This window comes from Micromonospora sp. LOL_014 (assembly GCF_048060245.1).
In the GTDB taxonomy this organism is placed as follows: domain Bacteria; phylum Actinomycetota; class Actinomycetes; order Mycobacteriales; family Micromonosporaceae; genus Micromonospora_E.
The window spans coordinates 1-12,701 of the sequence record NZ_JBHMIP010000056.1 but is presented as its reverse complement, the minus strand read 5'-3'; the positions used below and the strand labels follow the sequence as shown (position 1 = coordinate 12,701).

Annotated in this window: 13 protein-coding genes and 1 pseudogene; 6 read left to right on the top strand and 8 right to left on the bottom strand. The window is 71.0% G+C overall.

What is annotated here, in order from left to right; all coding sequences use genetic code 11:
• The first annotated feature begins 439 nt into the window (after positions 1–439).
• Positions 440–580 (top strand): hypothetical protein, encoded by a 141-nt coding sequence (locus tag ACFHW1_RS28050; RefSeq protein ID WP_416616579.1) that lies wholly within the window; start codon positions 440–442, stop codon positions 578–580.
• 151 nt (positions 581–731) lie between these two features.
• Entirely contained in the window at positions 732–2,696 is a 1,965-nt protein-coding gene (locus ACFHW1_RS28045; protein ID WP_416616578.1) for a phosphatase PAP2 family protein, read from the top strand.
• 46 nt (positions 2,697–2,742) lie between these two features.
• On the opposite strand, the gene ACFHW1_RS28040 is transcribed toward ACFHW1_RS28045, so the two are convergent.
• The 8 genes and pseudogenes from ACFHW1_RS28040 to ACFHW1_RS28005 all read right to left on the bottom strand — a co-directional run bounded on the left by ACFHW1_RS28040 (position 2,743) and on the right by ACFHW1_RS28005 (position 8,756).
• Entirely contained in the window at positions 2,743–3,000 is a 258-nt protein-coding gene (locus ACFHW1_RS28040; protein ID WP_416616576.1) for a hypothetical protein, read from the bottom strand.
• A gap of 68 nt (positions 3,001–3,068) precedes the next feature.
• Complete coding sequence (locus ACFHW1_RS28035; RefSeq protein WP_416616575.1) at positions 3,069–3,515, bottom strand: hypothetical protein; 447 nt, start codon at positions 3,513–3,515, stop codon at positions 3,069–3,071.
• A 208-nt stretch (positions 3,516–3,723) separates the two neighbouring features.
• The gene (locus ACFHW1_RS28030; RefSeq protein ID WP_416616573.1) at positions 3,724–4,569 is read right to left on the bottom strand and encodes an SGNH/GDSL hydrolase family protein; all 846 of its coding nucleotides are present in this window, start codon (positions 4,567–4,569) and stop codon (positions 3,724–3,726) included.
• 134 nt (positions 4,570–4,703) lie between these two features.
• Entirely contained in the window at positions 4,704–5,474 is a 771-nt protein-coding gene (locus ACFHW1_RS28025) for an LLM class flavin-dependent oxidoreductase (protein ID WP_416616572.1), read from the bottom strand.
• Between the two features lie 95 nt (positions 5,475–5,569).
• Positions 5,570–5,665 (bottom strand): annotated as a pseudogene (locus ACFHW1_RS28020) (MerR family DNA-binding transcriptional regulator); the annotation flags it as partial.
• A gap of 88 nt (positions 5,666–5,753) precedes the next feature.
• The gene (locus tag ACFHW1_RS28015; RefSeq protein WP_416616571.1) at positions 5,754–6,932 is read right to left on the bottom strand and encodes a MalY/PatB family protein; all 1,179 of its coding nucleotides are present in this window, start codon (positions 6,930–6,932) and stop codon (positions 5,754–5,756) included.
• A gap of 17 nt (positions 6,933–6,949) precedes the next feature.
• The gene (locus ACFHW1_RS28010) at positions 6,950–8,215 is read right to left on the bottom strand and encodes an AAA family ATPase (protein WP_416616569.1); all 1,266 of its coding nucleotides are present in this window, start codon (positions 8,213–8,215) and stop codon (positions 6,950–6,952) included.
• Between the two features lie 103 nt (positions 8,216–8,318).
• The gene (locus ACFHW1_RS28005; protein WP_123600997.1) at positions 8,319–8,756 is read right to left on the bottom strand and encodes an Lrp/AsnC family transcriptional regulator; all 438 of its coding nucleotides are present in this window, start codon (positions 8,754–8,756) and stop codon (positions 8,319–8,321) included.
• A 143-nt stretch (positions 8,757–8,899) separates the two neighbouring features.
• On the opposite strand from ACFHW1_RS28005, the gene ACFHW1_RS28000 reads away from it, so the two are divergent.
• The 4 genes from ACFHW1_RS28000 to ACFHW1_RS27985 form a co-directional block, all read left to right on the top strand.
• On the top strand, positions 8,900–9,793 hold the full coding sequence (locus ACFHW1_RS28000) for a tryptophan 2,3-dioxygenase (protein ID WP_416557439.1): 894 nt from the start codon (positions 8,900–8,902) through the stop codon (positions 9,791–9,793).
• 11 nt (positions 9,794–9,804) lie between these two features.
• Positions 9,805–11,109, top strand: coding sequence for a kynureninase (kynU, locus tag ACFHW1_RS27995; RefSeq protein WP_416557440.1), 1,305 nt, complete (start codon positions 9,805–9,807; stop codon positions 11,107–11,109).
• Positions 11,102–12,445 (top strand): FAD-dependent oxidoreductase, encoded by a 1,344-nt coding sequence (locus tag ACFHW1_RS27990; RefSeq protein WP_416568268.1) that lies wholly within the window; start codon positions 11,102–11,104, stop codon positions 12,443–12,445. The genes kynU and ACFHW1_RS27990 overlap by 8 nt, the downstream gene beginning before the upstream one ends.
• Positions 12,442–12,701 (top strand): aldehyde dehydrogenase family protein (locus tag ACFHW1_RS27985; protein WP_416616567.1); only part of this gene is annotated, 260 nt, incomplete at its 3' end. The genes ACFHW1_RS27990 and ACFHW1_RS27985, both read left to right, overlap by 4 nt.

Below are 12,701 nucleotides of genomic sequence, written 5' to 3'. Positions count from 1 at the left end.
ATCGGCCGGTGTGGTCCTGGTCCAGGTGGCGGCGGATCTGCCGGTGCGGGTCGGTGCTGCCATGCCGGGCACGGCACCGGATACCGATCAACCGGGGTCACTGGCCGGGAGAGACCCGGTGACTTCGCACCGTCCTGTCCGGCCGAGCTGGATCTGCGCTGGCTGCGGCCTTTCGCGGCCGTGCGAGACACAGCGGCGGGAACTGCTAGCCGAGTACGCGGGGGCGCGGTGGTGTCGCTGTCGGTCTACCTGGCGGCGTGCCTGCTGGACGCGATGGCGGACCTGCCCGACTACCGGAGCGGCTATCTGTACTCGCGGTTCATCGGGGTGGTGGCGGTGAGAGCCGGGGTCGGGCCGGTGGCGGCAACCACCCGGCCCGACCCCATTCCATTCCGTTCGAGAAAGACGCTCTATTCCCCCCGAGAGAAGAAAGACGATCATGGACATCTGTGCGTTGACCAGCGCCACAGTGCTCGGCTACCTTGCTGGGCTGTTCTCGTTCCGGGTCAAGAGCCGATGGTGCCCCAAGTGCGGCGAGCTGACCACCGTCCCGCCATCGCCGGCCAACCCGGTGAGGTAGCCGATCGGCGTCGGGGCATGACACCAGGTCACCGGCGGTCGGCATACCTGTGGGAGACACGTCACGTCCGCAGTTGATGATCGGTTGAGTCCACCGGGCGTTCGCTGACCGGCCCCGACCCGTTCATCGGCGTTGGCCAGGGTCAGCAGCCATGACTGCACAGCACCATGCGATAGACCGCCGCGTCTTCCTGCGCGGCTCGGCCGCCCTCGCCGCCCTACCGGTGGCCGGCAGCCTGCTCACCGCCGCCCCGGCCGCCGCCGCCCCCGCCACCGCGACCACGGCAGCGGCGGCCGGCAACGTGCCGCCGGCACCCAGCTACCCCGGGCTGCCGTTCGTCGACGACTACCTCACCAACACCACCGCCAACCGGACCCCGCAGACCAACGCGGCGGTCCGGATCCTCGCCGGCTTCGAGCAGCTGTGGACCACCGGCAGCAACTGGGACAACGGCGTACCGCGCAGTGCCGAGGTGCTGCGGGCCAACATCCGCTACGTGGCGAAGGTCGGCGAGGAGCGGACCGACGCCGAGGCGAAGCAGGCGTACATCTTCGACCGGCAGCACCAGAGCTACAGCGCGATCAGCGGCCTCGGCCCGCTGACACAGCCGTACCTGGCCGGTTCACTCGCGGTCACCGGCATCACCGCAGCCCCCGACGGGGTGCCGGCCGGTCGGGTCAGCGCCGCGCTGCCGCCGGACGCGCCGGCCGGCTCGGCGCTCGGCGCCGGCTCCAACTCGTCGGCGCTGGGCACGGTGGTGCAACTGGTCAACACGATCCGTGGCCCGCACGCCTCCAGCAACCCGAGCAAGTTTACCTACCAGTATCCGCGCCCGTGGCGGCTCACCGACGACAGCAAGGTCGTCGAGACCGGCGGCATTCCGGTACTGGGTGTGCCGGTGTACGCGGCGAACACCGCCGTGGTGCCGCAGCTGCTGCGCCAGCGGGCCGACAACCCGGCCGACGACGGCGGGTTCCCCAGCGGGCACGCCAACGCCGCCTACCTGGCGGCGCTGGCGTTCGCGTACGCCGTACCGGAGCGGTTCCAGGAGCTGCTGGCTCGGGCCAGTGACGTTGCGGACAGCCGGATCGTCGCCGGCATGCACTCGCCGGTGGACGTGATCGGTGGCCGGATCCTGGCCACCGCGCTGGCCGCCGCCGTGCTCGCCGATCCGGCGTACGGGCAGCTCAAGGCCGACGCCCGGCGCCAGGCCGCAGAGTATCTGCAGGCCGCCACCGGCACGAGCGCCGACACGCTGTACGCGTACGCCCACTCGGCCGGGCCGGACACCGACCTGTACGCCGACCGGGCGGCGAACCTGGCGAAGGTGACGCCCCGGCTGACGTACATGTTGCCGCAGGCGCGCAAGGACACCCCGTTCACCGTGCCGAAGGGCGCCGAGACGCTGCTGGAGACTCGGCTGCCCTACCTCGACGCCGACCAGCGACGCGAGGTACTGCGCAGCACCGGGCTGCCGGGCGGCTACCCGCTGCTGGACGGCCCGGAGCAGTGGGGTCGGCTGAACCTGTTCGCCGCCGCCGACGGCTACGGGTCGCTGCGGCGCACCGTACGGGTCACGATGGACGCCGCCGCCGGTGGCTTCCACGCCGCCGACGCCTGGCGCAACGACATCGACGGCGAGGGCATGCTTGTCAAGCTCGGCACCGGCGTGTTGACCCTGACCGGCGCGAACAGCTACACCGGCGGCACCCGGCTGGTCGACGGCACCCTGGTGGCGGCGTCGGAGCGGGCGTTGGGCGACGGCCCGGTCGAGCTGCGCGGCGGCACGTTGCGGCTGGACCGCACCGCCGGGCAGGTCCGGGTACGCGGCGAGTACGCCCAGTCCGGTCAGGCGACCCTGGCGGTGAACCTGACCGACGGCGGCGAGCCGGCACTGGTGGTCGACGTGACGACGACGCTCAACGGTCGGGCCGCCCTGGTGCTGGCCCTGGACCCGGAGCGGCCGCCGGCGGCGAACGTGTCGGTGCCGGTGCTGCGGGCCAACAAGCTCGTCGGCACCTTCGGATCGGTCACCGTCACCGGGCTCGACGGCTACACCGCCGAGCCGTTCCACACCGGCACCGGTGTGTCGGTGCGGCTGCTGAAGACCGCTTGATGGGGGCGCAACGACGGGTCGGCTGTCCAGGAGCGGGTGCGACGACTCAGGCGGGGGTGGCCCGCAGGATCGGCAGCACCACGGTCGCCTCGGCGTGGCTGGTGTGGCGCATCACCAGCGCGGTGGTGCCGGGGATGTCGAACGGGTTGGCCGTCGGTGGGTACGCCATTCGCTTGCTGGTCGTGGCGACCTTGCCGTCGTAGGCGGTGCACCTGGTCTGCCAGGTGTAGACCGCGCCGGACTGCGGGATGCCGTTGTTGCCGATCAGCGAGGTGATGCAGGTCGGTTTGAGCGTGCTGAGCACGGTGTCGTTGCCGTCGACCGCCAGACCGAGCAGGGACGAGGTGCTGAATCCGGCGTGGGCGCGGGCGGTCAGCGCCAGCGGGCGACCGTGTTGAGGGTGAAGCCGAGCTGGTCTGCGGAGGCCTTGTCGGTGACGACCTCGAGCAGGCTGTCGATGAGTGTCACGCAGGCGGTGGTGTCCCGGGCGTACGCCTGCACGGTGGTCTGGTTGAAGGTCTTGATGTCGTTGAAGTCGATGATCGCGCTGCGGGCGCAGGACTTCGCCTGGGCCGTCGCCAGCCGGTCGACCTGGGACAGGATCTCGGTCTTCGCGTCGTTGATCGTCTTGATGATCTTGGTGGTGGCCTCCTCCAGCGAGTCGCCGTCCTTGTATTCCTTGTACAGCTCGTAAGCGGCCTTCGCGGCACCGATGATCGCGGTGAAGTCGAACGCCTGGACGGGTCGCGCACCCAGTGGCAGGGTGACCACGACTGCGGCGACAGCGGCGACGGTTCGGCGGAGCAGGACGCGTCTCATCAATCTCCCCTTCTGGCCGACGGCAGCCCAGACCACCATCCACTGTTGCTGAACGGTTGGTCGGGACTCACGTCTTCCCGCAGATCGCGGGTTCGATCAGCTTCCCAACTATCGTTGGATCGCGATTGGACGCCGACTGGAGGCACCGCCCGGCCGGGTCGCTGTCCGCCATGCCGGCGCTCGCGATGGTGAGGCGGGTCGGTCCGGGTCAGTAGGTGGCGGCTGCGGGGCGGGCGCCGGTGAGCGTCTTGAGGTAGCCGTCGGTGTAGCCGGCAAGGTTCGGGTGGAACGCGTCCTCGATGGCGGTGATGCCGTTGAGCCACGGGTCGTCGTCGCAGACCCGGTGCTTGTCGAACAGGGCGTCGACTGGGGCGAACGCGCCGTACGTCTTCGCCGTGTTCCCGATGGCCTCGTTGAGCTTCACCGCCGCGTGGTTGATCCACCCCCGTCGGTTCGCGTCCAGCGGTGCTTCGAAGCAGAACGTCGGGGCCAACAGCTGCGGGTAGCCGAGGACGATCAGCTTGGCGTTCGGGGCGGCGGCGAGGACGTCTCCGTACACCTGCTTCAGCTTGCCCGGCAACGTCGTCGCGATGTACGCGAGGGCCTTGTCGATGGCGTCCTTGCAGGTGCTGTCGTGCAGCGCCGTGATGCAGGTCTCCAAGGTTGTGGTGAAGCCGAGGTTGTCGCCGCCGACGGTGATGGTCACCAGCGTCGTGTCCGGCCCGAGGAAGCCGAGCTGGTGCGCGATCACGTCGTCGGTGGTGGCGCCGCTGCAGGCCGAGAAGCCGAACGACAGGCGCGGGTTGTTCCGGGCGTACTGGGCGGCGTACGAGTGGGCGCTCTGCTTGCAGTCGCCGTCGGTGTACGGCGGGGCGCCCACCCCGGACGAGTACGAGTCGCCCAGCGCGACGTACTGCCGGTCGTCGGCGGCGGATGTGTCGCCGGTCGTACCGGCGGCGTTGGCGGCGGCGGGCACGGCGGCGATGGTGATCAGCAGCGTCGCCGCGACGGGCAACGCGAGGGCGGGACGGAGCTTTCGGGCACGGCTCAGCATGGTGGCGCCTCCTTCGATGGTGGAGACGATCCGGCCGGAGCGGCCGGCGTCTCCAAAGTGGAAGTGAGCATGCGCCGTAGATAGCCGGTATTCAATCGAAGCGTCGGAAACCCTACTGTCGACTGAGCCGCTGATCACCCCATCGGCGGTCGTAGACCGAACCGGTCGGCGAAACCGGACAGGTCGTCCCGCTGCTCGGCCAGGGTGTCGGCGCCGCTGCCGACCACGATCCGGGTCACCCCCTGCGCCGCGTACGACTCGACCCGTTGCGCCGAAAGCTCAGTCGACCCCCACCGGGTGTACTCCAGCGCGTCAGGGTCACGGCCGGCCCCCGTCGCGACCGACCGGGCAAGCTTCCACTGTGCCGCCCGCTCGTCCGGGGTCAACAGCCCGCCGGGAAAGTAGCCGTCGCCACGTAGCCCCACCCGCCGGGCCGCCGCCCGGCTCGAACCACCCACGTGAATCGGCAACGCGGTGGCACCGTGCGGCTTCGGGAAGCTGCACACCCGTTCGAAGTCGAAGAACTCGCCGTGAAACGACACACCGTCGGCGTCACCGCCCCACAGCAGCCGTAGCACGTCGATCGCCTCATCGGCACGTCGGCCACGGGAACGGAAGTCGACCCCTACCGCCGTCGCCTCACCGGGCAGGCCGCCCAGTCCGACGGTCAGCAGGTCCAACGGGTCCGCGTACGGCAGCGACGGCGGCATCTCGACCGCGCCGACCGTCGCACCTGGATACAGCACCACGTGTTCCGGCACGTACAAGCCTTCGAACCCGCATGCCTCGGCGTGCTGGGCGTACCCGATGAGCCGGTCCGGGTCGGTGCCGTGCAGCGGGGTGCTGTAACTGACCGCGAACCTCGCCGCCGCCGCCGATCCGCCCCCGCCCGGTCGAGCTGGCACCGCAGCTGTTCCCGGGTACCTGCCAACCGTGCCAGTCCGACATCGACCTCGGCCAGCTTGCGCCGCAGCACCGAGATCGAGTCGCGGTAGCCGTTGGCGCACCGCCGGGGCCGTACCAGCCCCTGCGCCTCGTAGTAGCGCAGCGTCCGGGCGCTTGTCCCGGCCTGCCGCGCCAGCTCACCGATCAACATGTGACCTCCCCGGCCAGCCTCGGACCCACCGTCACGCTAAACGTTGACGTCGGTGTCAGGGCAAACGAGCCGGCGGACCTGGCGACGGTCAGTCGAGGGCGGCAGCCATCCGGCGTACCGCCTCGGTGATCGTCTCCGGCGCGGCGGCCAGGTTGAACCGGGCGTGTCCGACCCCGCCCGCGCCGAAGTCCAGCCCGCCGCTCAGCGCCACCCGCCCCCGGCCGCGGAACACCGCCGCCGGGTCGTCGCCGAGCCCCAACGCCCGGCAGTCCAACCAGGCCAGGAAGGTCGCCTCACCGGGCGCGTACCGCACCTGCGGCAGTTGCGCCGCGAGCAGGTCGGCCAGCAGCCGCCGGTTCGCGTCGACCGCCGACCGTACGGTGTCCAGCCAGTCGCCGCCGTCGCGGAACGCCGCCGTGTGCGCGATCACCCCGAGATGGTTGACCCCGTGCCCGACCTCCTCCGGCAGCCGGGCCAGGTCGGCTGCGGCGGCGGGCCCGGCGACCGCGAGGGCGGCCTTCAACCCGGCCAGGTTCCAGCCCTTCGAGCCGGAGATCAGCGTCAGGCCGTCGGCGGCGCCGGGCACCGACAGGTACGGCACGAACGTCACGCCGGACGCGGTCATCGGGGCGTGGATCTCGTCGACCACCACCCGTACGTTGTGCCGGCCGGCCAGCTCGGCGACGGCGGCCAGCTCGTCGGCGGTGTGCACCGTCCCGGTCGGGTTGTGCGGACTGCACAGCAGGTACGCCGCCCGGCGGCCACCCGCGCGGGCGGCGGTGAACGCCTCGGCCAGCGCGTCGAGGTCCAGCCGGCCGTCCGACCCGAGCGGGGCCTCCCGCACCGGCCGGTCCAGGTTGCGCAGGAACCCGTAGAACGGCGGGTACACCGGCGGGTTGATCACCACCGTGTCGCCCGGCCCGGTCACCAGCTTCAGCATCTCGACCGCGCCGAGCATCACGTCCGGCACGATCGCCGTGCGCGCCGGGTCCAGACCGTCCCACCCCCATCGTTCGGCCGCGAACCCGGCGACCGCCTCGGCGTAACCGGCACCGGTGGCGTACCCGAGATCGCCGGCACGCACCGCCGCGTCGATCGCCTCGACGACCGGCCCGGCCGGGTCGACGTCCATCTCCGCCACCCACACCGGCAGCACGTCAGCCGGGTAGAGCCGCCACTTGATGCTGGTCCGCTGTCGGGCCCGGTCCAGCGGCACCCAGGGCCCCTGCGGTGGTGAAGTCGTCACGTTCGCCTCCGATCCTCGCATCGCTCGGGTGTCACCGGTCAGCCGATCAGTCCGAGTGCCCGGAGGATCTCGGTGCGGTCGACGTCGGGTAGCGCGCCGAACCGACCGTGCAGGTACGCCTTTTCGAGGTTCTGCGACCGGCGTACGCGTTCGCCGGCGAACTCGGCGAGCGCGCCGAGGCGGGTCGCGCCGTCAGCTGCCTTTTCGGTCAGCCAGACCTCGTCCCGGTTCAGGTGATTGAGCAGGCTGGTGTCGTGCGACGTGAAGATCAGCTGTGCTCCCGAGGGGTTCGTCGCGGGGTCGGTGAATAGCCGGATGAGCTGCATGGACAGTGTCGGGTGCAGGCTTGCGTCCAGCTCGTCGAACAGCAGCAGGGAACCTGCTTTCAGCGCGGTCAGCACCGGGCCGATGAGTTGAAACCAGGTACGGGTGCCCTCCGACTCGGCACCGAAATCCAAGGGGACCGCTTCGCTTTCCGTGCGATGCACCAACCGGACCCGTCGTCGACGGCCCGGCGGTGTCAAATCCTGATCAGCAGCTGCACCGTCATCGATCAGCACGTCCTCGATGCCGAGGTCGGCCATCCGCAGCAGCGCCAACGCCTGGGCCCGGTCCGGACGCAGGTCCTCGAACCACGCGGGTTGCAGCTGATCGGGGCCGGTCTCCTCGAACCAGTACCTGGTCGAGAGGCTTGCCGCCCGCCTCACGAACGGGCGGCGCCGAGCCATTTGCCCCAGTGTCTGGACGTTCAACAGTGCGTGGGCGGGGCCGGAGACGAGGGGTTCGCGGAACCGCCGGGCAGCTGACAAGGCGAGGGTACGGGCGGTCAGCAGCTCACGGGTGCCCGACAGGTGGCCGAGGCCCCGTTGCAGCGTCAGCTCGTCGCCTTCGCGTTCGAAGATCCGACGCCGCTTGCGCTCCGGATAGTGGAACAGCCCTTCGTAGCGGATCGCGTCGGTGTCGAGCTCGACGACGTACTCGAAGCGAACCCCACCGAGGATCAGCTCGACGGTGAATTCCGACGGGCGTCGCGGACCGTCGCCGAACGCGAACGGCTCGACCGGGATCCCGTCGTCCCAGAACCGCAGCGAGTCGGCGACCGCGTCGCGTAGCCAGCTGAGCGCTGCGACCACGTTGGATTTGCCGGAGGCGTTGGGACCGTAGATGGCGGCGACCGGCAGTAGGCTCTCGTCGATGCTGTCGACCCGCTGCACCCCAGGCCGGTCCCGGTCGACGGCGACCATCGACAGCTCGACCGGTCCGAGGATCGAGCGGAAGTTCGCCGCCTCGAAACGGATCAGCACAGCACCTGCCCCCTAGCGCATGACCCCGCAACCATACCGCAGTATCCGGCGAAAATTGACAGAATCGCGGCTCTGTCGACGTCCAGTCGACTGACAAGCAGGGTCAGTCGGCGGCGGTGACCGGACGCCAGCCCAGCGGGGTGGAAAGCACCATCGTGCTGGACGGCTGACCGTACGGGGCGAGCCGGTCGATCACGTCCTCGAAGGCGTCCATCGACGCTGCGGCCACCTTCAACATCGAGCAGGCGTCCCCGGTGATCCGGTGGATCTCCAGGATCTCCGGCCAGGTCGGCACCTGCGGGTCGCGCAGGATGCAGTGCGACCCGTAGCAGGACATCCGGATCAGCGCGATCACCGTCCAGCCGGCCCGGGTCAGGTCGACGTGCGCGTGGTAGCCGCTGACCACCCCGGACTCCTCCAGCCGGCGGACCCGCTCGGCCACCGCCGGCGGCGACAGGTGCACCCGGCGGGACAGCTCGCTGAAGGAAAGTCGGGCATCGGCCTGCAACTCACGCAGCAGCGCCCAATCCATCTCGTCCACGGACATTTTCCCTTCGTTAACCGACCACCCAAATCTAGCCACGGACCTGCAGGTCGTGGCCGCGTACCGCCGTTGATCCGGTATTCAGCCGCGGACCGCAAGTCGGCAATCATGGGCGACACAGCAAAGGGAGGGCAGCCGACGTGAACAGCACCGACGTGGCCAGCCCACCGGCCGTGCGGCCGGTGGACGCCGCCGAACGCGACGCCCGCGCCGCCGCCAACGCCGGCGAGCCGACCCTGGAGTTCGGCGACCGGGTGCCGTACGACGCCTACGTGCACGCAAGCACCCTGCACAGCCTGCAGCGCACCCTCAGTGACGACCCCGGCGAGATGTCGTTCCTGATGGTCAGCCAGATCATGGAGCTGTACTTCGGGCTGACCCGCCACGAGCTGCGCGACGCCCAACGGCTGATCCGCGCCGACAGGGTGTGGGAGGCGCTGGCCCCGCTGCGCCGCGCCGCCCTGCACCTGGAAGGCCTCAACGCCTCCTGGCAGACGCTGCGCTGGATGACCCCGGCCGACTTCAACCGGTTCCGCAACCTGCTCGGTGAGGGCTCCGGCTTCCAGTCGGCGATGTACCGGCAACTGGAGTTCATCCTCGGCATCCGGACCCCGTCGCTGATCCGCCCGTTCCGCCGCCAACCCGAGGTGTACGCCGAGTTGGAGCAGGCCCTGCACGCGCCGAGCCTGTGGGACGACGTGATCGCCCTGCTCGCCCGCGCCGGCCACGACATCCCGGCCGACCTGCTGGCCCGCGACGTCGCCACCGAACACGAACCGCACCCGGCGGTCGAGGCCGCCTGGGTGGAGGTCTACCGGGTCAACGCCCCGGACAACCATCTGCGGCAACTCGGCGAGGCGTTGACCGAGGTCGCCGAGCAGTTCGGCGACTGGCGGTACGCCCATCTCAAGGCGGTGCAGCGCACCATGGGCGCCAAGGTCGGCAGCGGCGGCTCCGCCGGGCTGGCCTGGCTGCAGCGCAGCATGGCCCGGGTGGTGTTCCCCGAGATCTGGTCCGCCCGGACCAGCATGTGAGAGGCTGCCACATGTTCACTGAGGACGACGCCCGTCGCCGTGACGCCGCCGACCCCGGGCACCGCGACCTGTTCCACATCCCGCCGGCCACCGGCGGCGACCACCCCGACGTCGCCTACTTCGCCGGCAACTCCCTCGGCCTGCAACCGAAGGCCACCCGCGCCGAACTGCTCGACGACCTCGACGACTGGGCCCGGCTCGGCGTGGAAGGTCACCTGGAAGCCGGCCGGCCGTGGCTGCCGTACCACGAACTGCTCACCGACGCCGCCGCGCGACTGGTCGGCGCCCTGCACAGCGAGGCCGTGGTGATGAACTCGCTGACGGTCAACCTGCACCTGCTGATGGTGTCGTTCTACCGGCCGGCCGGCGAACGCACCCGGATCGTCATCGAGGACTCGGCGTTCCCGTCGGACAGCTACGCGGTGCGCAGCCAGGCCGCCTTCCACGGCCTCGACCCCGACCGCACGGTGGTCCGACTGCGGCCGCGCCCCGGCGAGGACACGCTGCGCACCGCCGACGTCGTCGACTACCTGCGCACCGACGGCGACCGGGTGGCGTTGGTGCTGCTCGGCGGGGTCAACTACCTCACCGGCGAGCTGCTGGACATCCCGACCATCACCGCCGCCGGCCGGGCCGCCGGGGCGATCGTCGGCTGGGACCTGGCCCACGCCGCCGGCAACGTGCCGCTGCGGCTGCACGACTGGGGCGTCGACTTCGCCGCCTGGTGCTCCTACAAGTACCTCAACTCCGGGCCGGGGGCCCTCGCTGGCGCGTACGTGCACGAACGCCACCACGGCGATCCGACGCTGGCCCGCTTCGAAGGCTGGTGGAGCACCGAGCCGGCCACCCGCTTCGAGATGACCCCGGTGTCGCGGCCACCGGCCAGCGCCGACGCCTGGCAGATCTCCAACCCGCCGATCTTCGCCATGGGTCCGGTCCGTACCTCGTTGCAGATCTTCGACAAGGTCGGCATGGCGGCGCTGCGCGAACGCAGCGAACGGCTCACCGGCTACCTGGAGCAGCTGCTCGACGAAACCCTGCCGGGCCGGCCGGTCAGCGTCGTCACCCCACGGGATCCGGCCCGGCGCGGCTGCCAACTGTCGCTGCGCATCGGTGGCGGGTCGGGTGCCACCGGCGGCGGAGCACACGCACTGACCGCCCGGCTGCGCCACGAACACGGGGTGATCGCCGACGCCCGCGAACCGGACATCGTCCGGCTCGCCCCGGTGCCGCTGTACTCGACGTACCACGACTGCTGGCGGGCCGTCCGGGCGCTCGCCGCGACCCTCCCAGCGAAAGGCGGCGACGATGTCTGAACGCGCACCCGTCGCGGTGGTCGGCGCCGGCCTGGCCGGCAGCCTGCTCGCCTGCTTCCTGGCCCGCCGCGGCCTGCCGGTCACCCTCTACGAGCGCCGACCCGACCCGCGACGCGGCACCGCCGAACGCGGGCGGTCGATCAACCTGGCGCTGTCCGAACGCGGCCTGGACGCGCTGCGCCGCATCGGCCTGGCCGACCAGGTGCTCGCCGACGCGCTGCCGATGCCCGGCCGGATGATCCACCCGGTCGACGGTGACCTCGACTTCCAGCCGTACAGCGCCGACGGGCAGCGAGCGATCAACTCGATCAGCCGGGGCGCGCTCAACAACGCCCTGCTCGATGCCGCCGAGGCCGCGCCCGGCGTCACCGCCGTCTTCGACCACCGGCTCGTCGGCCTCGACCCGGACACCGGCGAGCTGACCTTCGACACGCCGCAGGGCACGGTCCGCGCGCAGGCGCAGGTCGTGCTCGGCGCCGACGGCGCCGGTTCGGCGGTACGCGGCCAACTGCTCGCCCACGGCCTGGTCGACGAGAGCCTCGACTTCCTCGACTACGGCTACAAGGAGCTGACCATCCCGGCGGTCGGCGGCGACTACGCCCTCGACCCCGGTGCGCTGCACATCTGGCCGCGCGGCACCTCGATGATGATCGCCCTGCCGAACCCGGACCGGTCGTTCACCTGCACACTGTTCTGGCCGACCGGCGGCACGTCGAGTTTCGCCTCGCTGAGCAGCCCGGCGGCGATCGAACGGCACTTCCGTACCCACTACCCGGACGTGCCGCCATTGGCACCGGACCTGGTCGACGACTACCAGCACAACCCGGTCGGTCTGCTCGGCACGGTGCGCTGCGACCCGTGGCAGGTCGGCGGCCGGGTGGCGCTGCTCGGCGACGCCGCCCACGCGGTCGTGCCGTTCTACGGCCAGGGCGCCAACTGTGCCTTCGAGGACGTGGTCGAGCTGGACCGCTGCCTCGACGACACCGGCGGCGACTGGGCGGCGGCGCTGCCGCTGTACCAGTCCCGCCGCCAGGACAATGCCGAAGCGATCGCCCAGATGGCCCTGGCGAACTTCGTCGAGATGCGCGACAAGGTCGCCTCCCCGACGTTCCAGACGTTCCGCAAGGTCGAACACGCCCTGGAACGGGCACTGCCGGGGCGCTACGTGTCCCGGTACGAAATGGTCTCCTTCACCACCATCCCGTACGCCGAGGTCAGGCGTCGGGTCCGCCGCCAGCACCAACTGCTGGCGGCGGCGGTGGCCGGGACGGCGGCGTTGTCAGTAGGGGCACTCGGCGCCGCCGTCCACCGGCTCGTCCGGAAGGGACGCTCATGACCCTGTGGCACCCCGACCTGTACGCCGGCCGGCCCGCCGCCGACGGCCCCGGCCTGCTGCGCAGCTTCGTCGACGGCCGGTTCGTCGACGCCGGGATTCGGTTCCCGAAGGTGTCGCCGGTGACCGGGGAGACGGTGTTCGAGGTCGCCGAGGCCGACGCCGCGACGGTCGACGCGGCCGTCGCTGCGGCCCGCGCGGCGTTGCGCGGACCCTGGGGCGGCATGGCCGAGCGGGACCGGGCGGTGGTGTTGCGGGC